Raw genomic sequence first — 26,710 nt, 5'->3', positions numbered from 1 at the left:
TTCGATGAGCGCAAATGTTAATCCAGATTTCTGGCAGGGCAAGAAGGTATTTCTGACCGGGCATACGGGCTTCAAGGGCAGCTGGATGACGCTTTGGCTTAAGAGTATGGATGCCAAGGTCAAAGGCTTTGCCCTCGAGCCGCCGACCAGTCCAGCGCTGTTTCTGGAGGCCAGAGTTGCCGAGGGAATAGAGTCGGAGATCAGAGACATTCGCGATCTGGACGCCGTTACGAGCAGCATGACCGAGTTTGACCCGGATATTCTGATTCACATGGCCGCTCAGCCGCTGGTACGGCTTTCGTACCGCGAGCCAGTGGAGACCTACGCTACCAACGTCATGGGGACCGTGCACGTGCTGGAGGCCGCACGCCAGTGCAAGAGCCTGAAAGCGATCGTCAACGTAACAACAGACAAATGTTACGCGAACCGCGAGTGGGTCTGGGGCTATCGCGAATACGAGCCCATGGGTGGCCATGACCCCTACAGCAGCAGCAAAGGCTGTTCGGAGCTGGTGACCGCGGCCTACCGCAGCTCTTTTTTCGACAGCCCAGAAACGGCTTGGCTGGCCTCAGCGCGGGCAGGTAACGTGATTGGCGGGGGTGATTGGGCCGATGACAGGTTGATTCCAGACATCCTACGGGCGTTCGAGAAGAAGCAGCCGGTGATAATCCGCAACCCGCAGGGCGCCCGCCCATGGCAGCATATACTAGAACCTTTGAGTGGCTACCTGCTTCTAGCTGAAAAGCTATCTACCGAAGGTGCGGAATACGCGCAAGGTTGGAACTTCGGGCCGCGAGATGAAGATGTTCGCGCTGTAGAGTGGATATTGAACTACATGGTCTCAGTCTGGGGCGAAGGAGCGAGCTGGCATTTGGACCGGAGTTCATTGCCTCATGAAGCACAGCTGCTGAAACTGGATATCTCCAAAGCCGCCGGCAAACTACATTGGCAGCCGCGCTGGCCTTTGGAGCAGGCGCTTTTGTCCATTGTGGACTGGCAACGATGCTGGTTGGGCAAGGGCGATATCCAGCAAAAGACCCTCGACCAAATAACGCAGTATCAAGCCAGTTGACCCTGAAACTCACCGAGATAATCTGCAAAGGCACTTCATGACTCCAGAAGCACTCCGACAGGAGATCGGCAGACTGGTTGAACAGTACGCCGACACAGCGTTGGCCCCCAAAGCGTTTAGCCCAGGTGAAACCGTCATTCCACCATCTGGCAAGATTATTGGTGTGCGCGAGCTGCAACTAATGGTGGAAGCGTCGCTGGACGGATGGCTGACTACAGGCCGTTTCAACGCCGAATTTGAGAGGAAACTGGCGGAATTCATTGGTGTCGACCACCTGATCACCGTAAATTCCGGCTCTTCCGCCAACCTGGTTGCCTTCAGCGCATTAACGTCACCAAACCTGGGGGACCGCGCCATCAAAAAGGGGGATGAGGTCATTGGCGTGGCTGCGGGCTTCCCAACTACTGTCAACCCGATTGTGCAGTTCGGAGCCGTGCCAGTATTTGTTGATGTTGATACTAAGACCCACAATATCAATGCCGACTTGATTGAGGCGGCGATTACGCCCAAAACCAAGGCCATTATGCTGGCACACACGCTGGGGAACCCGTTCAACCTCGCCAAGGTTAAGTCCCTCTGTGAGAAGCACCAGCTCTGGCTGGTAGAGGACTGCTGCGACGCGCTGGGCGCCACATACGATGGCAGAATGGTCGGTACCTGGGGTGACATTGGTACGCTGAGTTTCTACCCGGCGCACCACATCACCATGGGGGAGGGTGGCGCAGTATTCACCAACAACCCAACACTGAAGGTGATCGCTGAGTCCTTCCGTGACTGGGGCCGGGACTGCTACTGCGCACCTGGCTGCGATGACACCTGCGGTAAACGCTTTGGCCAGCAGTTCGGCACTTTGCCGCACGGCTATGACCACAAGTATGTTTATGCCCACATTGGCTACAACTTGAAAATTACGGACATGCAGGCTGCTTGCGGGCTAGCCCAGCTGGAACGCGCCTCCGAATTCATAGCTACGCGCAAGCGTAACTTCGCGCTGCTTAAGGAGCGGCTTGCCAGCCTTAACGAATATCTGGAAGTCGCCGAAGCAACACCCAACAGCGACCCCTCCTGGTTTGGCTTTCCGGTGACCCTCAAAGAGTCCAGCGGGGTAAGGCGCCTTGACCTGCTTAAATACCTTGGCCAATACAAGATTGGCGCTCGCCTTCTGTTTGCCGGTAACCTTACCCGACAGCCCTACTTCAAGGATGTTGAGTATCGTGTGGTTGGCGAATTGACCAACACCGACCGTACCATGAACCAGACGTTCTGGTTGGGCGTTCAGCCTTCGCTTTCTGCCGAGCATTTCGACTTCATCGGAGAAAAGATGGAGGAGCTTTTCGGAATCAACTTCTAGAGCGGGCGATACTTGCTTTGAATATTCTGTTGACTGGCGCAAGTGGCTTTTTGGGAAGCGCTCTTGCTCTCCATTGGCTCAAGGCCGGCCATCAGGTGGCGCTGCTACTAAGGCCCGGTTCGCAGTTGCACCGCCTGAGCGGTCTGGATCCCTCGTTCAATATCGGCCGCTATACTACTGATGCTGAAGTTTATGCCTTTATCAAAAAGACCCAGCCAGAAATAGTTGTACATACTGCGTGCTCCTACGGCCGACAGGGCGAAACTAACCTACAGGTTTTTGATACCAATTTGCGGTTTGGAGTTGTCATTACACAGGCTCTCCAGCAAAGCACACTGCCCGTCACCTTTATCAATACTGGCAGCGCCTTGGCCCCTGAGGTAAGCGTTTATGCGCTTAGTAAACATCAGTTTGCAGGCTGGGGCCGTATGCTCCCGCTCCAATCGGGCGGTCAGTTAAAGTTTGTCAATGTGCTACTCCAACACATGTATGGCCCGAATGATGATGCGTCTAAGTTCACCACGCATGTGCTGAACGCATGCCAGCGCAACGATCCTTTGCTCAAGTTAACCGCAGGTGAGCAAGCGCGTGACCTGATCTACATTGACGATGTCGTTCACGCCTATGATACATTGTTGAAGAAACGCCACCAGTTGGATGCGACGCAAGACATAGATGTGGGCTCTGGGGTGGCAACCACTATCCGGGAGTTTGTCGAAACAGCGCATCGACTGACGGCATCACAGACCGAATTGCATTTTGGTGCATTACCGTATCGCCCAAATGAAGTGATGCATTGCCAGGCCAATACCGATCGCATCAGACAACTTGGCTGGCAACCAGCCTTTGACCTGGAAGCAGGCCTCCAAAAGACTATCGAGCTGGAATTTAACACGTGAAACTACTGATTACCGGCGGTTGCGGATTCCTGGGCAGTAATCTGGCATCGGACGCCCTCGCCCGAGGCGACGAACTGGTGGTTTTCGATAATCTCTCCAGAAACGGCTCGCGCGACAACCTAGCCTGGCTGCAAGGACAGGGGAAATTCTCCCTCAAGCACGGCGACATCCGCAACCAGAATGACATCACCCGCGTTATCCAAACGTTCAAGCCAGATACCATTTTCCATCTTGCTGGCCAGGTGGCGATGACCACCTCAATCGCCAATCCGCGAATGGACTTCGAAGTGAATGCGCTGGGTACGCACAATCTTCTGGAAGCGGTGCGCCAGCATGCACCACAGGCTATCGTGGTGTACTCTTCGACCAACAAGGTCTATGGTGATTTGGAGCAATATAATTATCAGGAAACTGAAACGCGCTACCAATGTGTGGAGCACCCCAACGGTTTTGACGAGCAGACACAGCTGGATTTTCATTCGCCCTACGGTTGTTCCAAGGGTTCTGCTGACCAGTACATGCTGGACTACGCGCGTATCTTTGGCCTGAAGACCGTCGTGTTCCGCCACTCGTCGATGTACGGCGGCAGGCAATTCGCTACCTATGATCAGGGCTGGGTAGGCTGGTTTTGCCAGAAGGCCGTTGAAACGCGAGCAGGCAAGGTAACAGAGCCTTTCACCATTTCGGGCACAGGTAAGCAGGTACGCGACGTACTCCATGCGGACGATATGAAGCAGCTATATATGGCCGCGGTCGCCCATATCGAACAGGCCAGGGGTCAGGCTTTTAATATCGGTGGCGGCATCCGAAACAGCCTTTCGCTGCTGGAGCTTTTCTCAGTCCTTGAACAACTACAGGAGATCGAGCTGGAGTTCACCCGGCTTCCCGTTCGCAAGAGCGACCAGCGCGTCTTCGTCGCGGATATTGCTAAGGCCAGACAACTGCTGGAATGGGAGCCACTGGTCTCTGCTCAGAAAGGTGTGGCGCGCATGGTTGAATGGGTGGGCACTGCCTGATGAACGAGGCCGGTTCCACGGAGCGGACCCATAACTACCTGCGTCAGATAAAGGGCGCGGTTGGGTATCGTGCTATCGCTATGGGCGCCTCCTTCCTCGCGATTCCCCTTATGATCGGCTACCTAGGCCAAGAGCAGTTCGGCGTCTGGTCAACCCTGCTCACTGTCATGTCTTGGGTCCTGTTTTTTGACCTGGGTGTCGGTAACGGTCTGCGCAACAGAGTCGCCGAGTCCCTGGCCAAGAACGAGCGCGGCGAAGCCGCCCGTTTTATCGCCTCTGGATACACTCTTATTGGCTTGATCGCGCTGGCGCTATGGGTGCTCGTCACGGCGGTTTCGTTCTTTATACCGTGGCAGGTAGTGTTCAATACCCAGACGATTTCGGACGCCGCCCTGCGGGCGACCGTGCAAATCGGGGTTTTCTTTATAGTGCTCAACTTCTGGATCGGTCTGATTGGTGCGCTTCTGGGAGCTGTACAGAAAACCTCGGTGATAGCCTTGGGCCAGCTGATCTCGAACGTCGCGGTGCTCGGTCTGGTATATGTCCTCACCAAAACCACCGGTGCGTCGATCAGCCATTTGGCACTTGTTTACGGCCTATCCTTGACTGCCGCCAACATCTCGTTGAGTCTGTGGTTCTACCAACGTTATCCAGAGCTACGCCCGCGTCCGTATTTAAAAAAACAGCATGCGCACCCTTTATTGCATGTAGGCCTGCAGTTCTTCACCATCCAGCTCGCCGTGCTCGTTCTTTTTACTACCGACAAAATGTTGATTACCCAGCTGTTCGGCCCACAATACGTTACTCAGTACGAGGTCGTTTCCAAGCTTTTTGGTGTAATCACCTTCGTGCACGCACTGGTCGCTGGGCCGCTCTGGTCGGCCTATACCGATGCGTACCACCGCGAGAACTTTGCGTGGATAGAAGACATGCTCCGCAAACAAATGATGATCTTTGGGGGCATCGTGGTCATGGTTATTGCGCTGTGCCTATCGGCACGCCCGATAATTTCCGTGTGGATAGGCAGTGATCTGGTAGTTTCTTTACCTATCATAATTACAATAGGTTTATTCGTCCTAATCTCCACCTGGAACACCATCTTCGTCATGTTGGTAAACGGTATAGGTAGAATCAGACTGCAGCTTTACACAGCTATTGTGGCCATGCTGGCGAATATCCCGCTGTCCATATTTTTGGCGAAACATCTTGGCTTGGGATTGAGCGGGATTGTGCTGGGAACCATCTGCAGTTTGCTGCTTGCTGCTGTAGCATTGCCAATTCAAGTTCATTACCTTATTAAGTCTCACGTATAAGTACAGGCAGCATGACCGACACAAAGGCTTCACCGAGAGTCAGTATTCTCATCCCTGTATACAATCGGGAAAATTTGATAGCTGAGTGCATCGAGTCAGCGCTGCTTCAAACCTATCTGGATTTCGAGGTCGTGGTGGTGGATAACGCGAGCGACGATGGCACCTGGAAAATCTGTCAGCAATTCGCCGCCCGCGACCCGCGTGTGAGAGCGTTCCGCAACAATAGGAACATTGGCCCGGTGCGCAACTGGAGGCGCTGCGCCGAACAGGCAAGGGGCGAATTTGTCAAGATCCTGTTTAGCGACGACACGCTGGAACTGAACTGTCTTGCCGAAATGGTACCAGAGTTGGAAGACCCCGATGTGGCACTCGTTTATTGCGCGGCTCGAATCGGCAGGAGCAAGGACAGATCACGCACTGACTATTCATTAGGCAATGCCGTGCGTTTGGACTCGACTAAGTTCATCAATCTAATTTTGTGTGGCGATGCTCCAGTCAGCCCAGGTGCCATTGTAATTCGCACAAAGGACTTGATCGCCAACTTGCACACAAATTTCCCGACCGCAACGCCTAGACCCTTCGATGCTCACGGGGCAGGACCAGATGTAATGATATCGCTGTTGACTGCCGGGAGTTATAGCTGCGTTGTTCACCTCTCTACGCCACTCGTCTTTTTTCGCGCCCATAGTGGATCTTTTTCAGTTTCAAACACCCGCAATCAGATTTCTCAAGGTTACCGGTCTGCGTTAAGTCACTACTTGATAGAAGAAAGAGGGCGAGCGTCATGGATGCGATATCTGGCTGATGAATGGCTTCGCGAACTTCGGTTTGATCGAAAATGGATTCAACCCAGGCAATATTTGATTGAATATGAGGGCAGCGGCCAACTTTCTGAACAGTGTGCTTTCACGTTTTATGCGTTGCTAAGTCTTCTCACGCGACTCTGGGGTGGCAAGCTAAACTACGTTTAACAGCTCAAATGCGATGGATTTAGTCGGAACGGAACGCCGAGTCTCGGAGGTATCTCGTCTTTAGTTCCAGCCAGGAGTGAAAATGATACATCAGACGCTGCGCACATAGACGCTAGTTAATCGAAATTAGTGTTGGTGAATGAGCGCTGATGCGATAGTTCACTTGGAATACCCTGAAAACACAGCATGGTCTTAATGGCTCTGATAGCGGTCATCTAGGAAAACTTTGGCATCAGATTTCATAAATATCAAGTCAAACTGCCAAAGAACACTATCGGTAGGGCGTAACATTGGATCTGCAAGGTCCATCGGTCTAAAACCGATTTTTTCCAGAGCCAGACACATATCTGGAAATCGCAAGCTGCTTTTCGTGATGCTGAAGTTATAGCATTCCATAATGATTGCTTCAGTGGTGTGTAGCGTTTTTCTTGCTCCTTCAAGAATTTCTCGCTCGAATCCATGTGTGTCGAATTTGAGAATAAAAGGACCCGTTAGACCCTTCTCGACAACCAACTGATCTATGGTCTTACTTGGCACTTGGCGACCTGAGGCGCCATCGATATCAACTGCACTGCCGTCAAGATCTTCTGCGACACGTATTCTAAGAATCTCATCGTTTGGAGAGCCAGCAACGCACAGTGCATAGTCAAACCGTGGGGTTCGGGACTGTATCGCCCGAAGGAAGTGCTCCCGCTCGATCAGGGGTTCCACAGCCAGAAAGCTGGATTTTGGGAATGTGCGCATCGCGGCTTCACTCCACATGCCATTGGATGCACCGATGTCAATGACTGTCTTTGTATTCGGAATGTGTACAAAGAGCCTTTCGAGCGCTTTAGTCATCTGGAAGGCATCGGCACTCTTGGGGATGAGTTTGAGGCCCACCAAGCCCAGCAAATAGTTAACTATTCTAGCCAAGAGTTTCATTGCTTTCAGTATCCCGTCGAGGTAACGTTTTATAGAGAAGAGCCCTTAGTGTACACACGCAAGGTTAACCAAGTCGACAAGTGCTACAGAGCGAACCATGAATTTCTGCATCGTGACTCCCTGTCTCAACGCGGAGCGCTACATTGAGCGCACTATGCACTCCGTAATAAAGCAGACGGCGCTTTCGGCGGGTGATGGCAGTATATTTTTGGAGTATATAATATGCGATGGAGGGTCGACAGATGCCACTCTGGCTATAGCTGAACGCATTGCGCATGACTTTTCGAGTATGGTAGATAGTATCTCAATACGAGTACACTCTGAATCAGATTCGGGGATGTACGACGCGATAGCCAAAGGTTTTCAGCGCGCTGCCGTTGCAGATATATACGCTTACGTAAATGCCGGTGATTATTATGCGCCGCATGCGCTCGAAATACTTGATGAGGTTTTCTCCATTAGCTGCGTTGAGTTCGTCACCGGATTTGACGTTGTCTATAACGAACAAGAACATATGGTATCTTGCCGGTTGCCTTATGGTTATAGCCGTAGGCTTATCGATAAGGGCTTTTACGGAGGGTTGCTTCCACATATTCAGCAGGAATCTACTTTCTGGTCGGCATCACTACATAAGAGGATTGATTTCGATAGATTGCGTAGATTCAAGCTGGCTGGCGATGCTTATCTCTGGAGTGTTTTCAGTCAGCATGCGAATCTCTATGTTGTATCCGCGTGGCTGGCTGGGTTCACAATTCATGTGGGTCAATTGAGCCAGATCAGGGCCGAGAGTTATAGAGAAGAGCATCTCTCCATTTGTCGCCGTCCACGCTTTCTGGATTTCTTACTGGCTGCTCGGTTTCTTATGGCGAACTATCTTCCCGATGCGATCAAAGTGGCATTGAGTTCACATCTGATTGCTTACGATCATTCTAGCGGAGAGTACCGGGTGCGCGGAGATAGGTGAGTACCACAGAGCTATAACTTTCAATTTGCTATACCTGTCGGGCTCAATTTTCATCTTCACCGCACCTTAGAAATACTCTGAATAAGCCTGGAATTTTGCGATAATACGCCATGCCCCAAGCACAGGATGTCAGCATGACCCAGATGACCTTCGCCGAAGCCGAGTTTGCCAACAAGAAGCGCAAAACTCGGCGCGAGATTTTTCTGGAACGGATGGACAAGCTCATCCCGTGGGCCAGGCTGGAGAAGAAGCTCCGCAAGCATTACCAAACCAGGCGCTGGACGCCGTCGCCACAGCGCCATGCGTAACGCATCGGTCACTGCTTTTGTCTTCATCCGTGAGCTAATGCTCCAGCCCACGACTTCGCGGTTAAACAGGTCGATAAACACTGTCAGGTACAGCTAGCCTTGCTGTGTCCATATATACGTCAGGGCAGATACCCACGCCTGGTCCGGCCCTTCCGCCGTGAACTGTCTTTGCAGCACGTTCTCAAATACCGGCTGCTTGTGATTGCTGTTCGTCGTTGCCTTGTACTTCTTTCGGTAGCGTGCGCGAACCTGCGCTTCACGCATCAGGGATCGCGTTTTGCGTCGTCCCACAGGATACGCAAGCGCGTTCAGCGCCCGCCGCATCCGGCGCGACCCGTACCTGTAACCACTGGACGTGGCGACCGCTTTCACCGCTGCAAGCATACCCTCGTGCTCCGGATCCGGCTGCCGGTATTTTTGATACACGCAGTGCCGGTAGTAGGCGACACCCAGTAGTCGGCACATCAGATCGACAGGCCAGGTCTTCTTGTGCAGGGTGATGAACGCGTACTTCACCGCGTTTCCTTGGCAAAGAAGTGGTCCGGCATTCCGGCCGTCGCCTTTTTTAAGATGTCTTTCTCCATCTTCAGACGCCGCACCTCGCCTCGGAGATTTCGAATCTCAGCCTGCTCCGCTGTGAGCTTGCCGTTGCCACGGAAGGCCGTGCCATCGTCCGTCTCGCTCTCCTTGATCCACCGGCACAGTATGTTGGCGTTAATGCCCAGACTGCGCGCAGCTTCTGCGCGGCTGTAGCCCTGCTCCAATACCAGGCTGATCGCATCCAGCTTGAATTCCTTTGAGTACTTCTTCCTCGTGTCCATCTTGTACCACCTCCAGTTCAGGATATTATTCCTTGACTGGGTTTGTCACATCTATTGAACCACCTCAATGTCAGAGCGCATGACGGCGCAGTTGGTCCGCGATGCACTGAAAGTATCCCTGCGCTTTCGCGGTATGCCTACCGGGATCAGTGTACACTCTGATCGCGGCGGCGAGTTTTATTCAAAGGCCTACCAAGCGGTCCCAGGCGAACATGGTATGAGTTGCAGTATGAGCCGGAGCAGCTGCCAAGGCGATGCCTGCGCAGGGAGCTTCATCCATTGGCTCACAGTGGAGGCAGTCTATGGCTGGCACATCGGTACCTGGGGAGAAATGAGGCAAACGGTATCCGAGTGTAGCGAAGTGGATTAAAATCAAGGACGCCGACACAGCGCCAATGGGAGTCTCAGCCCAGCGGCATTTGAGGGAAAACTGGTTGCCTAAGGACGTACCCACTGCTGGTGTGTAGGTTTAGCTATCGCACAGAGAACTATATGAAAAGTGCTCTACAATACATTCCGCCATTTTTAAAACGTTTCGCCAGAATTTTATTTTATTTTTTCATAGACGCTTATCGATCGCTCACCCGGACCAGGAGGCCGATGTCTCCTCCAGCTATGACGGCGCTTTTGGTTGGCGGCGGAGACTTTGCGGCTATAGGAGCGGCGATCAAGCACGACTTGGTAGTGACAACGGGTTTGAATAAGAGTTCAGCAATCCTTGAAATAGGGTGTGGTTATGGCAGGGTGGCTATCGCATTAGCAGATTTAGTGAGTCCCCCGGGTCGTTACGATGGCGTTGAAATTGTAGAAAAGGCTGTTGAGTGGTGTACGAATGAGATTACATCACGATACCCCAATTTTTTGTTTCATCATGCGGACGTATCAAATCCATATGCGGGGCGTGAGAATGGCCAGCCGGCGGCAAAATACCGACTTCCTTTTGAGAATAGTACCTACGATGTAGTTTTTCTTACGTCAGTTTTTAGTCATATGCGCCCCGATGACATTAGTGCCTACTTGAATGAGATTTCGCGAGTTATGAGAAGAAATGGGAAGTGCTTTATAACTTACTATTTGATTAACGAGTTCACGATGGCGCAGATTCTCTCCAAGCAGGCATCGCAAAATTTCTGCTATGATTTCGGCGACTTCTTGTCGACGCACAAGCGAACGCCAGAGCAGACGATTGCCGTATCCGAAGAGCTCGTAAGAGGATTCTATGTCGATGCGGGGTTGGTGATTGAGGAGCCAATTCTTCATGGAAGCTGGTCAAATAGAGAGAGGCACTTCTCATATCAAGACGTGATCGTTGCGAAGAAACCATAGCTTAGATCTGTAAATTTAGGAGATTGTGATTGAGCGAATCGTAAATATAGTCTCGGATAGGTCTGCTTTCAGATGTTTCTAAATTCTATGAGTCCTTTTTTCTTTTTCCTAGTCGCGAGGTGATAGATTTTTGTTATCGTTGGCGAGATGTCACATAGAAGCTTCGACCAGTAGCCGTGGAATTCACGAAACAATTTCGCCTTATCTCTTTTGAACTGTTTATCTTCATAAGTTGAGCTTAATCCGTGATTGTCATTGTAAAGCGCAACATCCACATTTACATGCTGGAACGGTGTGCTGGCAAAAAGGCGAATATTACTAGCCCAGTCAGATTTGATTGGATAATCGAGCGAGTAAGGATGCTGCTTGAGAACATGTGTTGGGAAAAACATGCTTTGATGACAGATGTTGCGGAATACGAGTTTGACGGTTGAAAAAGAACCATCATATCGTTTTGCACTACTTCCAAGTCTCACATTCCCGTAATAGATATTATCAGTGCTGGTCAATTGGCTTAACATGACTTCGAAACCTGGGAGAAGACGGTCATCAGAACCCAGAAAATATATCCACTCTGTGTTCGTTCGTGCGACAGCTCTGTTCATTGCGTCATAGACGCCTTTGTCCTCTTCTGACACGAAGCTGATTCCATTACTACTAATGTTCTCCACATATTCCTTTGTGCCGTCTGTAGAAAGGCCGTCTTGGATGACGACGAAAACGGTCTCCCCGACTAGGTGGCCAAGTATGCTCTGGACACTTTTCAGACATGCTGGAAGGTCTGTTATCGAGTTGAAGGTTGGAATTACGATGGTCAGCGTAGAGCGCCAAGTCGCAGCGATGTCTGCATTATTTCTCAAGTGAAGGCCAACCGTAGTGCCACAACATGGTTAATTTTCTCGGGCGCAAGGTGAAAGTTCGGAAGTAATCCCGTGGATTGATTGAACTCATTCTTTGTGCTGAAGCCCGGCATTCCTGCAGTAGTTTTCTTTGACACCACGATGAAGTGAATACATTGGCATATACTTCACGCAAGATTCGACCGTCCCTTCTGATCAGAGTCAAGATGAGGCCCTCAACGAAGACTAGCAGAATGTGGAGTCCGAGCAGGGGCCACATCAGTCCGGTCGGAGTGACTACGAATAATACATAGGTCTTATTGCGCTCGCTCAGACGCCGGCGACGGTAGCTGGAAGAGATCTTGTTTCCGTCCACTCTGTTGCCACCAAAGCTATGCCCCTGCCTGTGTCGGTACCCGCTTTCGCAGGTAACTTCCACAGGCCCACCACCAAGACGAACCGCGCAACACAGATAAAGATCCTCACCGACGGACTCAAACCACTCCGGAAACCCGCCCAGCCGCCCCCACACTTCTCTCTCAATCCATAAACACGCCCCAATCACCATCGCCACGTCCCTGCGGTCCGGGTTTAGGTTGGGCACCGGGTTGTAGAAGGGGTCCAGCAAGCAGCCGCGGTCCACCAGTTCGCCGCTTTCCCAGTCGTACTGCGGCAGCGTGAGAATGCCCGGCGGATCCTGCTGTGCTGCCGCGTCCGCCAGAACAGTCAGACCATCGGGGAACAGCGCAGCATCGTTGTTGAGCAGCAGCACAAACTTGCCTCGCGCATGGGCCACCATCCGGTTGTTGGCCACGCAAAACCCCGCGTTCTCCCCGCTGACGAGGAGCTCCACTTGGGGGTAACGTTTCCGCAGGAACGCCACCGAATCATCCGGAGACGCATCGTCATGCACGATGATCTCCAGATCGAAAGCACAGTCCTGCGCCAGTACGGAATCAAGACATGCCGCGATCAACTCCGGGCCCTTGTAGTGGGCGATACAGACCGAGACCAGCGGCGCAGCAGGCCGCGTTAGAGCGGGGTAGTGTTCAACCACAGCCATGTTCGCTTGAGTCCCTCTGCCAGTGGCACTGCGGGCCGCCAGCCCAAAGTCTGGCGAGCGCAGTCCGCGCTGATGCTTACCCTGCTGGCATCCACCGTGCGGCCCAGTATATATTGTCTTCGCAAGGCTTGGCCGCTCGCCAGCTCGGCGAGGCTGAGAAGCTCGTTGAGGCTGACGCACTCGCCGCTGGCGGCGTTCAGTGTTCGTACTTCGCTTGCTGATGCCTGTTCCAGTGCGGCGAGCGTCAAGTCTACAAGGTCGTCAATATACAGGTAGTCGCGCACGGCGGAGCCGTCTCCCCACACGGTCAGTGCTTCGTCCCTTCTGATGCAGCCGAGGGCTGCTGGCACGATGCCGAAGCCTGCTTTTTCTGCCTGGCCGGGGCCGTAAACGTTGGAAGGCCTTATGATTGTTGCGCCTCCACCAAACTGCCTTGCCCAGGCTCCAATGAACTGCTCTGCGGCTACCTTCGCTGCACCATGGTAGGAGCGAGGCCGCGGCAGGTCACTTTCACAAGAGGCCACCGCAGCCTGCTCGTCATAGATTGCACCGGCTGAAGAGAAATAGATGAGAGGTATGGAAGGGTGGCCCTGCAGCGCCTCAAGTGTAGCCATCAATGGCGCCAGGTTCTCGCTGAGCTCTGCAGACGGCTTGCCAGCACTGCTGCCCGGTGTGCTGCACGCAGCTAGGTAAACCACGGCGTCGATGTCGCCCAGCGAGGTGGCCACCTCGGAGGGGTTGCGGCAATCGCTAGCAATCTGTTCGATACCCGGGAGGTTCAGGAGCTGTCCTCTGCGCGAAACCGCCTTCACTCGTGTGCCTTGGACATTAAGCGCTTGACACAGCGCTCTGCCGATGAAGCCTCCAGCGCCAATGACCAGCACACGGCTAATCATGGGCGTGTGTCAGCAGCTCGTTGTAGAGCGCTAAAAAGCGCGCCGCACAGTCATCCCATGTGCCGACGGCTTCCTGTGCCCAGTGTCGGGCGCTGGCGCCGTACTGCCCATTACCCGTCTCGTTTTCGAGGTTTTGCAATGCGGTAGCATAGCTTTCCCGGTCACTAACCAACTCGCCGGTGATGCTTTGTTGCACAAGGCTGGCGTGGGCTGGCATATCGGATGCGAGAATGGGCAAGCCTGCGGCCATGGCCTCCAGCATAACCTGCGGGCGGCCTTCTGCGTGCTCGCTGAGCGTTATCAGGCCGTGCGCCTTGGGGAACCACCGGGTTTCCAGCTGCACTGGAGTGGCGGGCCCGTGGTAGTGCACCCAGCTTGGGATTTCTGTTTGCTCCTGCATGGGTCCCAGAAGGTGCAACTGCCTAGATTTGCCCTTGAACAGCGGTTCTGACCATTCGAACAGTGGACCCAGTTTGTCGCGAGTCAGGCGGGTGACCGCCAACCATACCGGTTGCTTCGGCTCCAGTTTTCGTTCGATGTCATACCACAGGGGGTCGATGCCGAAGGGAACCGGTTGAACGTGTGCAATATCCCCGAAAGCCTTCTCGAGAGGCGCCTGCATCCACTCGGCATTGGGGCAGATGGTTACCGCACGTTGTCGCATCACTCGTCGTAGCAACGATTTCACCAATGGAAGCTGCAGTAGCTTCAAATCCGTCCCCAAAACCGTAACCAGCACCGGTTTTCCATCGGCAGGAAGCGGCAGAGCCGTTTGCAGCCAGTTCAGGTGGTAAAGATCGGTTTGTGACTCTCTGCGAAACGTTGAGTGAAGGGAGCGCAATAGTTTGAGTGGCGCAGTTAAACCACTGAGGCTGCGGCTTCTCATCAGATGTGCGATGCCCCCGGCGGCCATGAGTTCGGAGAGCATGCGCTCTTCATCATGGTTGGGGAGGTAGCGCACGTTGTCTGGCAAGGGGCCCGGTGGGGCCCACAAGGAGAGTTGAATATCCGGGCGGCGGGCCAGTGCATCGACCAGATGGCGGATGAATACCCCGCGCCAGTCGCTGGTGTCCGCAGGATAGGAGGTTGCAGCGCAGAGCACCTTGATGGGGGCCACGTGTCAGGCGCCCTCGGTGTTCAAGCGATCACCCCACCACCGGCACAGCATTGGCCCGAACCTCGCCATGCGCAAGCTCCACGTCGATCAGGCGGGATTCCACCGCTGTCACAATACCCGCCGCGTCCAGTCCGGCCGCTGCGTATTGCTCGGCCTGGCTGCCGTGCTCCACAAACGCATCTGGAATGCCCAGATGCAGACAGGGCGTGTCGACGCGCCTCGCCGCGAGTAGTTCGTGAACCCCGCTGCCCGCACCACCGGCAATCGCGTTGTCTTCCACGGTGACCAGCAAGTCGTGCTTCCCAGCAAGCGCCAGCACCAGGGCTTCATCCAGCGGTTTCACCCAGCGCATATCAACCACCGTGGCATCCAGGGCAGCTCCGGCTTCGAGCGCTGCCGGCAGCACGGTGCCGAAGGCCAGAATCGCCACGCGATGGCCCTCGCGCACGGTAACAGCCTTGCCGATGGGCAGCTCAGTCATGGTTTCCGCAATCAGTGCACCCTTGCCCGTGCCGCGCGGGTAGCGGACTGCCGCGGGGCCCGCGTGCTGGTAGGCCGTGTAGAGCATTTGCCGACATTCATTCTCATCGGAGGGCGCGCCTATCACCATGTTAGGGATGCAGCGCAGGTAGCTGAGATCGAAGGCGCCATGGTGGGTGGGGCCGTCCTGGCCCACCAGGCCAGCGCGGTCGATGGCGAAGGTGACGTCCAGGTTCTGGATGGCGACATCGTGGATGAGCTGGTCGTAGGCCCGCTGTAAAAAGGTGGAGTAGATTGCCACAACGGGCTTCAGGCCATCGCAGGCCATGCCAGCCGCCAGGGTGACGGCGTGCTGCTCGGCGATGGCAACGTCGTGGTAGCGCTGGGGGAAGCGTTCGGCGAATTCCACCATGCCTGACCCCTCACACATGGCTGGCGTTATGCCCGCGAGCCTTGGGTCCCGCTCGGCCATGTCGCACAGCCAGCGCCCGAATACGTCCTGGAACTTGGGCTTGCGCGGTGCAGCGGGCGGAGCGGGCAGGTTGGCCTGCGGTCCCTTGGGTACAGCTTCGATCTTGTTGATGGCGTGGTAGCCCACCGGGTCTTTTTCCGCCGGTGCGAAGCCCTTCCCTTTCATGGTGCGGATGTGCAGGAACTGGGGCCCTTCCAGGTCCTTCATGTTCTCCAGGGTTTGCAGCAGTTGCGGCAGGTCGTGGCCGTCCAGCGGGCCAATGTAGTGCCAGCCCAGCTCTTCAAACAGGGTGCCGGGAGCAACCATGCCCTTCATATGCTCTTCGGTGCGCTTGGCCAGGTCCCAGGCGGGTTTGATGCGCTTGAGGATCCTCTTGGAGCCCTCTCGCAGGCTGATGTACGTCTTGCTGGCCCATATCTTGGCGAAATAGGTGGCGAGGCCGCCGGTGTTGTGGCCGATGGACATCTGGTTGTCGTTGAGGACCACCAGCATGTTGGGCCGCACATGGCCCGCGTGCGCCAGCGCTTCAATGGCCATGCCGCCCGTGATGGCGCCATCGCCGATCACCGCGACAACATGCCGGTCAACGCCTTGCTGCCGTGCGGCAAGGGCCATGCCCATGGCGGCGGAGATGCTGGTCGATGAGTGGCCCACCCCGAAGGTGTCGTACTCGCTCTCGCTGCGCTTGGGGAAGCCCGCGAGGCCGCCGGACTGGCGTATGCTGCGCATCTGCTGCATGCGCCCGGTGAGAATCTTGTGCGGGTAGGTTTGGTGGCCAACGTCCCACACGATGCGGTCTTGTGGTGTGTCGTATACAGTGTGCAGTGCCACGGTCAGCTCTACCACACCGAGGCCGGCACCAAAGTGGCCGCCGCTCTGCCCGACGCTGTAGAGAAGATAGGCGCGCAGCTCTTCGCACAATTGCGCCAGCTCTGTCTCGTTCAGCGTGCGCAGGGAGCGCCCCTGATCGACGGCGCTCAGTAGGGGCGTGGTGGGAAGTGTGACGGGAATATCGCGTAACATGGTCAGATTTTAGCGTATTCGGAGAGGATTGCGATCATTTCCGTGTGTTAGCACTGCCACTTACTCGTCGCCCGGCAGTTCCTTGAAACGGTGGATCTGTCGCCGCTGCTTCTTGGTCGGCCGGTGCAGCGGTCGTTCTATCATGCCCCCGGCAGCCTTGCGGGCCTCGGTCTCACTCTCGCGGCGCGCGACACTGGCCTCGGTTTCGGTATAAAGCTGGCGGGCCTCCGGGGCGCCACGGCGCTGGTCGGAGAGCGCGTCGACGATCACTTCCCGCAGGTCCCAGCCCTGACGAATCAGCAGTCGGTCACCCACGGTGATTTCCTTGGACACCTTGATGCGTTGCCCATCCAGTTGCACCTTGCCCCCCTCGATGGCGGTTTTGGCCAGGCTGCGGGTTTTGAAGAAGCGCGCCGCCCACAGCCATTTATCGATGCGAAGTTTGTGCTCGCTCACGTTATAGCACTCGCAGAATGAGCATCCGGCATGATCTCATCAAAGTGATGGATGCCGGGGAAACGGGTGTCCAGACGCTTCTGCAGCTGACTGTCGGGTTGCAGCAGGGTGAGCAGGTGGGCAATGCCATAGTCATGCGCTGACTGCAGCACACTCTCGGTATCGTCAATCAGCAGGGTGCGAGCGGGGTTGAACGGGTGCAGCGCCTGCAGGGCGTGCCAGAAGGCCTGATCCTCCTTGGGTGCGGCGAGATCGTGCGACACCACCAAGCGGTCGAACCACGGTGTGATATCCACCTGGGCCATCTTGATATCCAGTGTTTTGCGGTGGGCGTTGGTCACCAGTACCACTTCGCGGGGGCCGGCGTGCAGCCGCTGCAGAAACTCGAGGGCGTGGGGCCGCAGCCGTATCATGTGCCGCAGTTCCTGCTTCAGCGCCGGTACATCCATGTCCAGTTGCGCGCTCCAGTAATCCAGCGAATACCAGTCCAGCGTGCCCTGGCGGCCATCGAAACGCCCGTGCAGGGCAGCGGTGGCATCTGCTGCCGGGATACCGTGTTTCTCCGCATACAGGCGGGGCAGGTGGTCCAGCCAGAAGTAATTGTCGAAGTGCAGGTCCAGCAGGGTGCCGTCCATATCCAGCAGAACTGTATCGATGCTGTCCCAGTTGATCATGCCAGCGGCTCATCGTTGTTTCGAGGCAGCCTAGTATGCCGTTTTTCGGCCCGAGCCGCATGCCGGGGGCTGGGAGCAGGCGGGGTTTACCCCGGGCAAGGGGTCGGCGCGACAGCGCGCAGCAAAACAGGGTGTTACAATCGCCGCTGGATTCTGCAGGTGCTCGCCGTGCACGATTTAACCACGCTCATCCCTCCGCTTCTCGAACTCTGCCGGACGGCAGGAGAGCTGATCTGTGAGCATTATCACGCCCCCGGCGACAGTGGTCTGCGCGCCAAAACGGATAATTCCCCACTCACGCACGCCGATATGGATTCCCATACCTGCCTGCGCGATGGTCTGGCGGCGCTCACGCCCGACCTGCCGCTGCTCTCGGAGGAGTCATCTCCCGCGCAGAAGGCCCGCCGTCATGCCTGGGCCCGCTTCTGGATGGTGGACCCGCTGGATGGCACCAAGGAGTTCATCGCCGGTACGGGCGAGTTCACCATCAATATCGCGTTGATCGACGCGCACCGGCCTGTGCTGGGGGTGCTCTATATACCGCTGCAGAAGGTCGCCTGTGTGGGTGTACCGGGCAAACTGTCGGCGCGTTTCACGGCGGACACCCGGGGCGGATGGCAGCAGCAGGCGCTGGCGACCCGGGCGCTGGGCGACGCTCCGGGTGGTGTGACGGTATTGGCCAGCCGGCGCCATCGCAATGCCCAGCTGGATGCCTGTCTGGCGTGGCTGGAGTCGCGTTGTGGCACCCTACAGCGCGAAAACAGCGGCAGTGCCCTCAAGTTCTGCCAGTTGGCGGAGGGGCGAGGGGATGTCTATCCGCGGTTTTCGCCCTGCTGTGAATGGGATGTTGCGGCCGGCCAGGCGGTGGTGGAGGCGGCCGGGGGCAGTGTGCTCGGTATGGACGGCCTGCCGCTGCGTTACAACTGCCGGGATTCGCTGCTGAGCCCGCATTTTCTGGCGGTTGGGGAGGCGCACAACGCGCTCTGGCCGGCGCTGCTGGAGCATCAGCGGCAGGTTGCCGGCGACGCCTCTCGGTGAGCGAAGACTAACGGGGTGCTTGTGCCGACAAACCCGGAAGGTATAGAGTTGAACACGATCAGGACACGGCGAGTGCAGGAGCCAGCCCCACAATGAACGAGCCACCGCGCATCCCATTTGGACGCGGCCACGTTGAAACCGACGCCGCCAACGAGGAACCGACGCCCGCCATGCGGCTGATGGAGCTGATGGCGCGGCACCGTGCGCTGGATGAAAAGATCGAAGAGCTCTATGAGTTCCCCTATAAAAACCAGATTCTCCTGCAGCGCCTGAAAAAGGAAAAACTGCGTCTGAAGGACGCCATTGAACACCTCAAGGATGATCTTATTCCCGACCTCAATGCGTAGGGGTCACCGTCGTATCCGCAAAGAAGGACGTCCCATGTCGTTGAAACGAAAACAGATCTTTCCCACCTTGCCCGCAGGGCAGCGCGTCTCGCTGTCGGCTGTGCTGCTGGGCGCAGCGCTGTCCCTGGCCGCTGCTGTGCCAGCCCAGGCAGACAACCACGAACCCCTGCCCGAGGTGACCTCCACGCCGCTGACCGGCACACTGCACCTGCTGCAGGGGCGTGGCGGGAATGTTGTCGCCTCGGTGGGTGAGGACGGGCTGCTGATCATCGACGACGATTACGCGAACATGGTACCCGCTTATGAAGCGGCGCTGATCGACCTCGCCGGCGCGGATGCCAACCCGCGGTTTGTCTTGAACACCCACTGGCACTCCGACCACACGGGTGGCAACCTGTTCTGGGCAGATCGGGGCGCGGTTGTGGTCGCTCACACCCGGGTGCGTGAGCGTATGGCGACACGGCAGGACATGCCGGCAATGAACCGCGTGGTGGAACCCAGCCCCAAGGGTGCTTTGCCGGTGGTTACCTACGGAGATTCCGTGGCCGTGCACTTCAACGGTGACGATCTGGAGGTGCAGCACTATGCCGCGGCCCACACCGATGGCGACAGCGTGGTCTACTTTACGGCGGAGAACGTGGTGCACATGGGGGACCTGTTCTTCAAGGATCGTTTCCCCTTTGTGGATATCGGCTCCGGCGGTACGGTGCCCGGCTATATTGCCGCGGTAGAGGCGGTGCTTGAGCGTGTTGACGGCAGTACCGTAATCGTTCCCGGCCACGGCAGCCTGGCCACGAAGGCGGATCTGGAGCGCTACCTCGACATGCTGCAGCTGACCTCCACCTTTGTCGCCGACAAACTCGCGGCGGGTGAGTCGGTGGAGTCGATCACCGAAGCCGGCCTTGGCGAGGTGTGGGCCAGCTGGGGTGGCGGGTTCATCAACGAAGCTACCTGGATCAGCTTCATCGCCAACAGTCCCTGATCCGCAGCCGTGGGCAGGCTGCGTTAACGACTGCGCGTCGGCAGACTGCCCTCCAGTTCCAGCAACAGTCTCTTCGCCTCCAGCCCACCGGCAAACCCGGTGAGGCTGCCGTCGGCGCCTATTACCCGGTGGCAGGGCACCACGATCGGCAGCGGGTTGCGGCCGTTGGCGGCGCCCACAGCGCGCACCGCATGCGGGTTCCGTAGCGCGCAGGCAATGTCCCGGTAACTGCGCAGTTCGCCCCAGGGAATCTCGCGCAAGGCCTGCCAGACCGCCTGCTGGAACGCCGTGCCCCCCGCCGCGAGCGGCAGGTCGAATGCGCGCCGCTGACCGGCGAAATACTCCGTCAACTGCAGGCTGGCCAGTTCCAAGACAGCGCAGGCGCCGTCGTCCGGCGTGTACGCCCCGTGGCGGCCGGGAAAATGAATGGCGCTGAGGTGTGACCCCGTTGCGACCAGTTGCAGTGGTCCAAGGGGGCTGTCTATCACGCGTGCTGTGGTGATGGGCATGGTGGGGGTGTCCTGGTTTGAGGGCTCGGGGGCGGGTGCGCCTTCGGGCAGCGTCGGCCGGCTAGGCACCGAGGCTGAGCCACAGCAGGTTGGCGGCATAGGCCCGCCATGGGCGCCAGCGCTCGCAGGCGTGGTCCAGCGGAGCCTCGGCGTCGGGCAGTGCCTCCCAGGCGCGCATCAGTCCCAGGTCCCGGGGCGGGAAGGCATCTGGCCGGCCTTCGCCACGCATCTCGATCATGGCGACGGTCCAGGGGCCGATGCCCGGCTCTGCCAGCAGCGCCTGCGCGCTCGTGGGTTCGCCGCTGGCCAGGCGACGGCACACGGCGCGCAGCGTGTCGCGACGCCGTGTGGGCATGGCAAAGTGGCTGTCGTCCAGCGCCGCAATGGCCGCTGCGGTTGGAAAGCCGGCACCCTGTCCTGGCTCCCGTGTGGCATCGGCCAGCCGGGAGCAGACGCTGCGCGCCGCGCCGATGCTGACCTGCTGGCCCACGATTGCCCGAACGGTGGCCTCTTCGGCACTCCAGCACAGGGGGGATCGTACCCCGGGAAAGCGTTCCAACAGCGCCGCCAGTGCAGGATCCCGGGCGAGGCTGTCGGCGATGACCCCGGGGTTGGCATCCAGGTCGAACATGCGCCGCACCCGCTGTACCACGGCCATCATGTCCGCGAGATGGTCAAGCCGCAGCTCAAGCAGGATGGCGCGGTCTGCGGGCCGGTGGCGCACGGTAATCGCACCGCCGTTCCCCGGCCAGCGCAGTTGACGGTGATACACGCCGTCCTGTACTGACTCCACACCACTCACCGCATGCCGTTGGAAAAAGTCCAGAACGCCCTCCCAGTCGTAGGGTGGGCGGTAGCGCAGCTGCAGCCTGATCGATTGGCCCGGTGTCGCCGGGTCCCGGCCCCGACGCATGGCACTGGGTGGTTTGCCGAAACTGACGCGGAACGCGCTGTTGCAGCGCCGTACGCTGCCAAAACCTGCGGCAAAGGCGATATCGGTGACGGGCAGGGCGGTTTCCTGCAACAGCTGGCGGGCGAAAAGCAGCCGCTGGTTCTGCGCGACGGCATTCGGCGAAACGCCGAGTTCGCGCTGGAACAGCTTGCGCAGGTACCGCTCGCCGACGCCCAGGCGCTCACACAGCGCGGCCAGCGTGGCTGTGTTCAGGGCGCCCTCACGAATCAGGCGCAGCGCCCGCTGCACGGTCACGGAGCTGCCCTGCCAGGCGGCGCTGCCGGGTGCCGCCTCCGGGCGGCAGCGCAGGCAGGGGCGAAAGCCCGCCTCGGCAGCCTGGCTGGCCTCCCGGAAGTACACCACATTGTGTTCGGCCGCTGCGCGCGCGGGGCAGATGGGCCGGCAGTAGATGCTGGTGCTGCGCACCCCGAGGAAGAACTCGCCGTCGAAGCGCGGATCCCGCGACAGGCGCGCCCGGCGGCAGGTCTCGGGGTCGAGTCCTTCGCTGGGGAATGCTGTGGAGAGTGTGTCCATCGCGGCACTCTAGCGCCTGCCCGCGGTGCTGACTAGCCAGAATCGGCCCCGACCTGGTGCAAGGCACGCCGGGTTGCCCTGCGGTAGCCGCGGCCGGTGGTCTAGATGCTGGGCAAGTGGCGTACCGACCAGAGCACGTTCAGGCACACCACCGCGACGATGGCATCGCCCGCAATGCGCAGCTGTTGCAGAGGAGACCAGTTCGCGAGCGGCAGGTCGGGGGCGAGAAGCAGCGCGCTGCTGCCGCAGGTGGCAACCGCGACAACCAGCGCAAAGCGTGAGCGGCCGAACAGGCCCAGCGCAACCAGCAGGTAGATGCTGCCAATCAGTGCCGTCACCAGCAGATCTTCACTCAACCGGTTTTGCCACAGGGCAGCGATCTGCAGCACCCCGCTGACCGCCACGGTGGTGGCGGCGAGCTGTCGCTGCAGGGTGACGGAGGAGACGGGCATGGAGCGTTCCGCTGCGGTTTGCGCCGCACTTTATCACGCCCGGCAGGGCCCCGTGTATATCAGCCCGCGGAGGCTAGCAGGGCGTTTGCCGCCCGCGAGCTGTTGCGGCGTCCCAGGGCCTCCGATATGCGTGCACCGGCGCCGACCAGCGCGCTCAGGTCGATGCCGGTGTCGATACCCATACCGTTGAGCATGTACACCACATCCTCCGTTGCCACGTTGCCCGTGGCGCCGCGTGCATAGGGGCAGCCACCGAGACCGGCGACCGAGGCATCGATGGTCGCGATGCCGTGTTGCAGCCCTACCAGGATGTTCGCCAGGGCCTGGCCGTAGGTGTCGTGGCAGTGCAGCGCGAGTTGCCGCGCCGGGATGTCTGCCAGCAGGGTCTCCAGCAGCCGCTGGGTACTGCCCGCAGTGCCGGTGCCGATGGTGTCGCCCAGCGATACCTCGTAGCAGCCCATGGCAAGCAGCGCGCGTGCCACCTCCAGCACCGCCTGGGGCTCAATCGCACCCTCGTAGGGGCAGCCGAGCACGCAGGAAATATAGCCACGTACGGCAACATTGGCGGCCTGCGCACGCGCCATCACCGGCTCAAAGCGCTGCAGGCTCTCGGCGATGCCGCAGTTGATGTTTTTGCGTGAGAAGGCCTCCGAAGCGGCGCCGAAGACGGCCACTTCATCGGCTCCCGCGTCCAGTGCCCGTTCCAGGCCCTGCAGGTTGGGTGTGAGCGCGGTGTATCGCACGCCGGGTCGCCGCTGCAGGCCCCGAAAAACCTCGGCACTGTCCGCCATCTGCGGTATCCATTTGGGATTCACGAAGCTGCCCGCCTCAATCACCCTGATGCCGGCGGCGGCGAGATCGTCAATCAGTTGCAGTTTGGTCGCCACGGAAATCCGGGCAGATTCGTTTTGCAGGCCGTCGCGCGGGCCCATTTCGACGAGGGTGACAGAGGTGGGCAGGGTCATGCGCGGGCATCCTCGCTTGCGGCGAAGGCCAGCAACGGAGCGCCGCCGTCGACGAGATCGCCCGGAGCAAAGTAGAACTGGCTCACGGTGCCGTCACCGGGCGCGCGAATGGTGTGCTCCATTTTCATGGCTTCCATGATCATGAGGGGAGCGCCGGCCTGCACATCGCTACCGGGCTCGACCAACAGGCTGACCACCGTCCCGTTCATGGGGGCGTTCAGGCCGCCTGCCGCCGCGTTCTGCGCAGTTTCTCCGGTGTCCGGCCGCAGTTCACGGAAGTGGCAGGCACCGTCGGCCAGGTACAGGGTAAAACCCTCCGTGGTGCATGCCAGGGTAGCGCGCCTGCGGTGGCCGTCCTGCTCGAAAACCAGTTCGTCGCCCCGCAACTCGCCGCGCAGTTCGGTGTGCTGCCCTTCGATGCAGATGCTAAAACCGCCACGGGCCAGGGGTTCCAGTGTGGCGTTCACGTCGTGCTGGTGGCAGTGCAGCATGACATGGTGGAGGTGCGGTTCATTGAGGCGCCAGCCTGTGCCGCTGCCCCAGGGTGACCACGGGTCAAGGCAGCCGGGCGGCGCTGCCTGCTGCTGGCGATGCAGGAACAGGGCGAGGGCGGCCATGGGCAGGTCCCGCTGCAGATCCTGCTGCCGTTGGCGGAAAATCAGCGTCTGATGGCGTTCGATGAACCCGGTGTCCAGTTCGGCGCGGCGAAAAGGGTCGGCGGTGGCCAGGTTGTATAGAAAATCCAGGTTGGTGACGGTCCCGCCGATGCGGTAGTCGCGCAGGGCGGTCGACAGGCGCTGCAGCGCCCGCTCCCGGGATTCATCCCAGACAATCAGCTTGGCGATCATCGGGTCGTAGTGCACGCTGATTTCGTCACCCTGCTGCACGCCGGTATCCACGCGTACATGGCTGGACTCATCCGGCGCCCGCAGATAGGCAAGGGTGCCGGTCACCGGCAGGAAGTCGTTGTCCGGGTCCTCGGCGTAGATGCGCGCCTCGAAGGCGTGGCCGCGCAGCGTCAGGTCCTGCTGCTGCAGTGGCAGCTCCTCGCCGGCGGCTACCCGCAGCTGCCATTCCACCAGATCCTGCCCGGTGATCAGTTCGGTCACCGGGTGTTCGACCTGCAGGCGCGTGTTCATCTCCATGAAGTAGTAGCTGCCGTCTTCGTCGAGCAGGAACTCCACGGTACCGGCACCGCGGTAGTCAATGGCGCGTGCAGCCTGCACGGCGGCGGTGCCCATCGCGTCGCGCAACGCAGCTGTCATGCCGGGGGCGGGGGCTTCCTCAATGACTTTCTGGTGTCTGCGCTGCACTGAGCAGTCGCGTTCGGCAAGGTAAATGGCGTTGCCGTGGTTGTCGCAGAACACCTGCACTTCCACGTGGCGCGGCCGGGTCAGGTATTTCTCCACCAGCATGGTGGCATCGCCAAAGCTGGCGCTGGCCTCGCGCTGGGCCGCGGCCAGTGCCGCGTCGAACTCATCCCCCGACCACACCTGGCGCATGCCCTTGCCGCCGCCGCCGGCGGTCGCCTTCAGCAGAACCGGGTAGCCCATGCGCTCGGCTTCCTGTCGCAGCAGGACCGGTTCCTGGTTCGCACCGTGGTAGCCCGGCACCAGCGGTACGCCCGCTTCGCCCATGATGTGCTTGGCGGCAGCCTTGGAGCCCATCGCCTCGATGGCGGCGCTGGGCGGGCCGACGAACACCAGCCCCCGCTCCGTACAGGCGCGCGCGAAGCCGGCGTTCTCGGACAAAAACCCATAGCCGGGATGTATGGCCTGCGCCCCCGTGGCAAGCGCCGCAGCAATGATGTGCTCGGCCTGCAGGTAGCTCTCTCGCGCGGGGGCCGGGCCGATGTGTACCGCCTCATCCGCCATGCGCACGTGCAGAGCGTTGCGATCCGCGTCCGAGTAAACGGCCACCGTGGCGATGCCCAACCGACGCGCTGTACGGATGATGCGGCAGGCGATCTCTCCGCGGTTGGCGATCAACAGCTTGTCGAACATGGCTAGGTCTCCTGCCAGTTGGGGGGGCGCTTTTCCAGAAAGGCGCTGAGGCCTTCCTGGCCTTCGCCAGAGACCCGAATGTGGGCAATCCTGGCGCAGGTATCCTCGACCAGTGCCGGGCTCAGCGGTTCTCCTGCAACGCTGGCGATCAGGTCCTTCGCCGCGCGCACGGCCTCGGGCCCGTTGCCGAGGATGGCGTCAACCAGCCGTGATACATCGGCCTCCAGCGATTCCTCGTCGGCAACCTCGCTGATCAGGCCCAGCTCCAGCGCCCGGTGGGCGTCGAAGCGCTCGCCGGTGAGGAAATAGCGACGGGCCGCGCGCTCACCGATGGCACGTATGACATAGGGGCTGATGGTAGCGGGCACCAGGCCGATCTTCACTTCCGACAGGGCAAAACTGGCGCCACGTGTGGCCACCGCCATGTCACAGCAGCTCACCAGCCCCACGGCGCCGCCCAGCGCCGCTCCCTGGATGCGGGCAATGGTCGGCTGGGGTAATTCGTAGAGCGCGCGCAGCATGCCCGCGAGCATTTCCGCGTCGTGCAGGTTGTGGCCGTAGTCGTAGGTGGCCATGCGTTTCATGTAGTCCAGATCGGCGCCGGCTGAGAAATGCTTGCCCTCGGAGCGCAGTACCACCACGCGCACATCATCGCGCTCGCGCAGTCGGTCAAAAGCCAGCCGCAGGGCGCTGATCATGCTGTCGTCGAAGGCGTTGTGCTTGGTCGGGTTGTTCAGGGTGACAGTGGCAACGCCGCGGTGATCTGTGGTGGTGAGGACGGTGGTGGTCATCGGAAGTTCCTATACAGCGGTTTGGTGGGCGCAGTTGGACATTGTGGGTTTTGGGTTTGGTGCTGGCAGTATGGCGGTGGGGCCGGCGCTGCGGGACCCGCCGCAAGTACGTCCATGTAGGCTCGGCGGCGGCCATCCATGGCCGCCGACGG

General features: G+C 58.7%; 25 protein-coding genes and 2 pseudogenes. 12 read left to right on the top strand and 15 right to left on the bottom strand.

Translation table 11 applies throughout. The features are described from left to right. Nucleotides 1-4: 4 nt before the first annotated feature. The 6 genes from rfbG to AACZ17_RS11440 are packed head-to-tail and all read left to right on the top strand — an operon-like array spanning nucleotide 5 to nucleotide 6,622. Nucleotides 5-1,072 (top strand): CDP-glucose 4,6-dehydratase, encoded by a 1,068-nt coding sequence (rfbG, locus tag AACZ17_RS11465; RefSeq protein WP_290746255.1) that lies wholly within the window; start codon nucleotides 5-7, stop codon nucleotides 1,070-1,072. Between the two features lie 37 nt (nucleotides 1,073-1,109). Then, complete coding sequence (rfbH, locus tag AACZ17_RS11460; RefSeq protein ID WP_290746252.1) at nucleotides 1,110-2,423, top strand: lipopolysaccharide biosynthesis protein RfbH; 1,314 nt, start codon at nucleotides 1,110-1,112, stop codon at nucleotides 2,421-2,423. 17 nt (nucleotides 2,424-2,440) lie between these two features. After that, nucleotides 2,441-3,322 carry an NAD(P)-dependent oxidoreductase gene (locus AACZ17_RS11455; protein ID WP_290746249.1) on the top strand — a complete coding sequence of 294 codons (882 nt, stop codon included), beginning with the start codon at nucleotides 2,441-2,443 and terminating at the stop codon, nucleotides 3,320-3,322. Continuing rightward, on the top strand, nucleotides 3,319-4,338 hold the full coding sequence (locus tag AACZ17_RS11450) for an NAD-dependent epimerase/dehydratase family protein (protein WP_290746246.1): 1,020 nt from the start codon (nucleotides 3,319-3,321) through the stop codon (nucleotides 4,336-4,338). The genes AACZ17_RS11455 and AACZ17_RS11450 overlap by 4 nt, the downstream gene beginning before the upstream one ends. Then, a complete protein-coding gene (locus AACZ17_RS11445; protein ID WP_290746243.1) occupies nucleotides 4,338-5,651 on the top strand; it encodes a polysaccharide biosynthesis protein in 1,314 nt (437 codons plus the stop codon). Before AACZ17_RS11450 ends, AACZ17_RS11445 begins: the two co-directional genes overlap by 1 nt. An 11-nt stretch (nucleotides 5,652-5,662) precedes the next feature. Continuing rightward, nucleotides 5,663-6,622 carry a glycosyltransferase family 2 protein gene (locus AACZ17_RS11440; RefSeq protein WP_290746240.1) on the top strand — a complete coding sequence of 320 codons (960 nt, stop codon included), beginning with the start codon at nucleotides 5,663-5,665 and terminating at the stop codon, nucleotides 6,620-6,622. 192 nt (nucleotides 6,623-6,814) lie between these two features. Here the strand turns inward: AACZ17_RS11440 and AACZ17_RS11435 are convergent, their stop codons facing one another. Further along, a complete protein-coding gene (locus AACZ17_RS11435; protein WP_290746237.1) occupies nucleotides 6,815-7,546 on the bottom strand; it encodes an FkbM family methyltransferase in 732 nt (243 codons plus the stop codon). Nucleotides 7,547-7,643: 97 nt separating this feature from the next. On the opposite strand from AACZ17_RS11435, the gene AACZ17_RS11430 reads away from it, so the two are divergent. Both AACZ17_RS11430 and AACZ17_RS11425 read left to right on the top strand, forming a co-directional pair. Next, entirely contained in the window at nucleotides 7,644-8,510 is an 867-nt protein-coding gene (locus AACZ17_RS11430; protein WP_290746234.1) for a glycosyltransferase, read from the top strand. Between the two features lie 134 nt (nucleotides 8,511-8,644). Then, nucleotides 8,645-8,752: pseudogene (locus AACZ17_RS11425) on the top strand (IS5/IS1182 family transposase); the annotation flags it as partial. A 9-nt stretch (nucleotides 8,753-8,761) separates the two neighbouring features. Here the strand turns inward: AACZ17_RS11425 and AACZ17_RS11420 are convergent. Further along, nucleotides 8,762-9,639, bottom strand: a pseudogene (locus AACZ17_RS11420) (IS3 family transposase); the annotation flags it as partial. Between the two features lie 492 nt (nucleotides 9,640-10,131). On the opposite strand from AACZ17_RS11420, the gene AACZ17_RS11415 reads away from it, so the two are divergent. Then, nucleotides 10,132-10,965: a methyltransferase domain-containing protein gene (locus AACZ17_RS11415; protein WP_290746231.1), complete on the top strand. Its 834-nt coding sequence runs from the start codon at nucleotides 10,132-10,134 to the stop codon at nucleotides 10,963-10,965. A 68-nt stretch (nucleotides 10,966-11,033) separates the two neighbouring features. Here the strand turns inward: AACZ17_RS11415 and AACZ17_RS11410 are convergent, their stop codons facing one another. From AACZ17_RS11410 to yrfG, 7 genes are read right to left on the bottom strand one after another with little or no spacing between them, the layout of a single operon-like run. After that, nucleotides 11,034-11,825 carry a glycosyltransferase gene (locus tag AACZ17_RS11410; RefSeq protein ID WP_290746229.1) on the bottom strand — a complete coding sequence of 264 codons (792 nt, stop codon included), beginning with the start codon at nucleotides 11,823-11,825 and terminating at the stop codon, nucleotides 11,034-11,036. Beyond that, complete coding sequence (locus AACZ17_RS11405; RefSeq protein ID WP_290746226.1) at nucleotides 11,815-12,867, bottom strand: glycosyltransferase; 1,053 nt, start codon at nucleotides 12,865-12,867, stop codon at nucleotides 11,815-11,817. The genes AACZ17_RS11410 and AACZ17_RS11405 overlap by 11 nt, the downstream gene beginning before the upstream one ends. Further along, complete coding sequence (locus tag AACZ17_RS11400) at nucleotides 12,837-13,751, bottom strand: NAD-dependent epimerase/dehydratase family protein (protein ID WP_339638262.1); 915 nt, start codon at nucleotides 13,749-13,751, stop codon at nucleotides 12,837-12,839. Before AACZ17_RS11400 ends, AACZ17_RS11405 begins: the two co-directional genes overlap by 31 nt. Before the next feature lie 4 nt (nucleotides 13,752-13,755). After that, nucleotides 13,756-14,880, bottom strand: a complete 1,125-nt coding sequence (locus tag AACZ17_RS11395) for a glycosyltransferase (RefSeq protein ID WP_290746220.1) — start codon at nucleotides 14,878-14,880, stop codon at nucleotides 13,756-13,758. 28 nt (nucleotides 14,881-14,908) lie between these two features. Further along, entirely contained in the window at nucleotides 14,909-16,855 is a 1,947-nt protein-coding gene (gene dxs / locus AACZ17_RS11390) for a 1-deoxy-D-xylulose-5-phosphate synthase (protein ID WP_290746217.1), read from the bottom strand. A 60-nt stretch (nucleotides 16,856-16,915) separates the two neighbouring features. Next, the gene (locus AACZ17_RS11385; protein ID WP_290746214.1) at nucleotides 16,916-17,311 is read right to left on the bottom strand and encodes a S4 domain-containing protein; all 396 of its coding nucleotides are present in this window, start codon (nucleotides 17,309-17,311) and stop codon (nucleotides 16,916-16,918) included. Continuing rightward, complete coding sequence (gene yrfG, locus AACZ17_RS11380) at nucleotides 17,308-17,985, bottom strand: GMP/IMP nucleotidase (protein ID WP_290746211.1); 678 nt, start codon at nucleotides 17,983-17,985, stop codon at nucleotides 17,308-17,310. Before yrfG ends, AACZ17_RS11385 begins: the two co-directional genes overlap by 4 nt. Before the next feature lie 168 nt (nucleotides 17,986-18,153). Between yrfG and cysQ the strand changes: the two genes are divergently transcribed. The 3 genes from cysQ to AACZ17_RS11365 all read left to right on the top strand — a co-directional run bounded on the left by cysQ (nucleotide 18,154) and on the right by AACZ17_RS11365 (nucleotide 20,352). Further along, nucleotides 18,154-19,023: a 3'(2'),5'-bisphosphate nucleotidase CysQ gene (gene cysQ, locus AACZ17_RS11375; RefSeq protein WP_290746208.1), complete on the top strand. Its 870-nt coding sequence runs from the start codon at nucleotides 18,154-18,156 to the stop codon at nucleotides 19,021-19,023. A 92-nt stretch (nucleotides 19,024-19,115) separates the two neighbouring features. Beyond that, complete coding sequence (locus AACZ17_RS11370; RefSeq protein WP_290746205.1) at nucleotides 19,116-19,370, top strand: YdcH family protein; 255 nt, start codon at nucleotides 19,116-19,118, stop codon at nucleotides 19,368-19,370. A 34-nt stretch (nucleotides 19,371-19,404) separates the two neighbouring features. Then, nucleotides 19,405-20,352: an MBL fold metallo-hydrolase gene (locus tag AACZ17_RS11365; RefSeq protein ID WP_290746202.1), complete on the top strand. Its 948-nt coding sequence runs from the start codon at nucleotides 19,405-19,407 to the stop codon at nucleotides 20,350-20,352. A 23-nt stretch (nucleotides 20,353-20,375) separates the two neighbouring features. Here the strand turns inward: AACZ17_RS11365 and AACZ17_RS11360 are convergent, their stop codons facing one another. From AACZ17_RS11360 to AACZ17_RS11335, 6 genes are all read right to left on the bottom strand, one after another. Continuing rightward, nucleotides 20,376-20,861: a methylated-DNA--[protein]-cysteine S-methyltransferase gene (locus AACZ17_RS11360; RefSeq protein ID WP_290746199.1), complete on the bottom strand. Its 486-nt coding sequence runs from the start codon at nucleotides 20,859-20,861 to the stop codon at nucleotides 20,376-20,378. Nucleotides 20,862-20,922: 61 nt separating this feature from the next. Continuing rightward, nucleotides 20,923-22,347 (bottom strand): AlkA N-terminal domain-containing protein, encoded by a 1,425-nt coding sequence (locus AACZ17_RS11355; RefSeq protein WP_290746196.1) that lies wholly within the window; start codon nucleotides 22,345-22,347, stop codon nucleotides 20,923-20,925. A 101-nt stretch (nucleotides 22,348-22,448) separates the two neighbouring features. Then, the gene (locus tag AACZ17_RS11350; RefSeq protein WP_290746193.1) at nucleotides 22,449-22,799 is read right to left on the bottom strand and encodes a hypothetical protein; all 351 of its coding nucleotides are present in this window, start codon (nucleotides 22,797-22,799) and stop codon (nucleotides 22,449-22,451) included. 59 nt (nucleotides 22,800-22,858) lie between these two features. Further along, the gene (locus AACZ17_RS11345; protein WP_290746190.1) at nucleotides 22,859-23,764 is read right to left on the bottom strand and encodes a hydroxymethylglutaryl-CoA lyase; all 906 of its coding nucleotides are present in this window, start codon (nucleotides 23,762-23,764) and stop codon (nucleotides 22,859-22,861) included. Further along, nucleotides 23,761-25,767 (bottom strand): acetyl/propionyl/methylcrotonyl-CoA carboxylase subunit alpha, encoded by a 2,007-nt coding sequence (locus AACZ17_RS11340; protein ID WP_290746187.1) that lies wholly within the window; start codon nucleotides 25,765-25,767, stop codon nucleotides 23,761-23,763. The genes AACZ17_RS11345 and AACZ17_RS11340 overlap by 4 nt, the downstream gene beginning before the upstream one ends. A gap of 2 nt (nucleotides 25,768-25,769) precedes the next feature. Continuing rightward, complete coding sequence (locus AACZ17_RS11335) at nucleotides 25,770-26,558, bottom strand: enoyl-CoA hydratase/isomerase family protein (protein WP_290746184.1); 789 nt, start codon at nucleotides 26,556-26,558, stop codon at nucleotides 25,770-25,772. Nucleotides 26,559-26,710 lie beyond the last annotated feature (152 nt).

The organism is uncultured Haliea sp. (genome assembly GCF_963973825.1).
Classification (GTDB): Bacteria; Pseudomonadota; Gammaproteobacteria; order Pseudomonadales; family Halieaceae; genus Haliea.
Note: the sequence above shows the minus strand (reverse complement) of the source record. Positions and strands in the feature narration are given on the sequence as shown.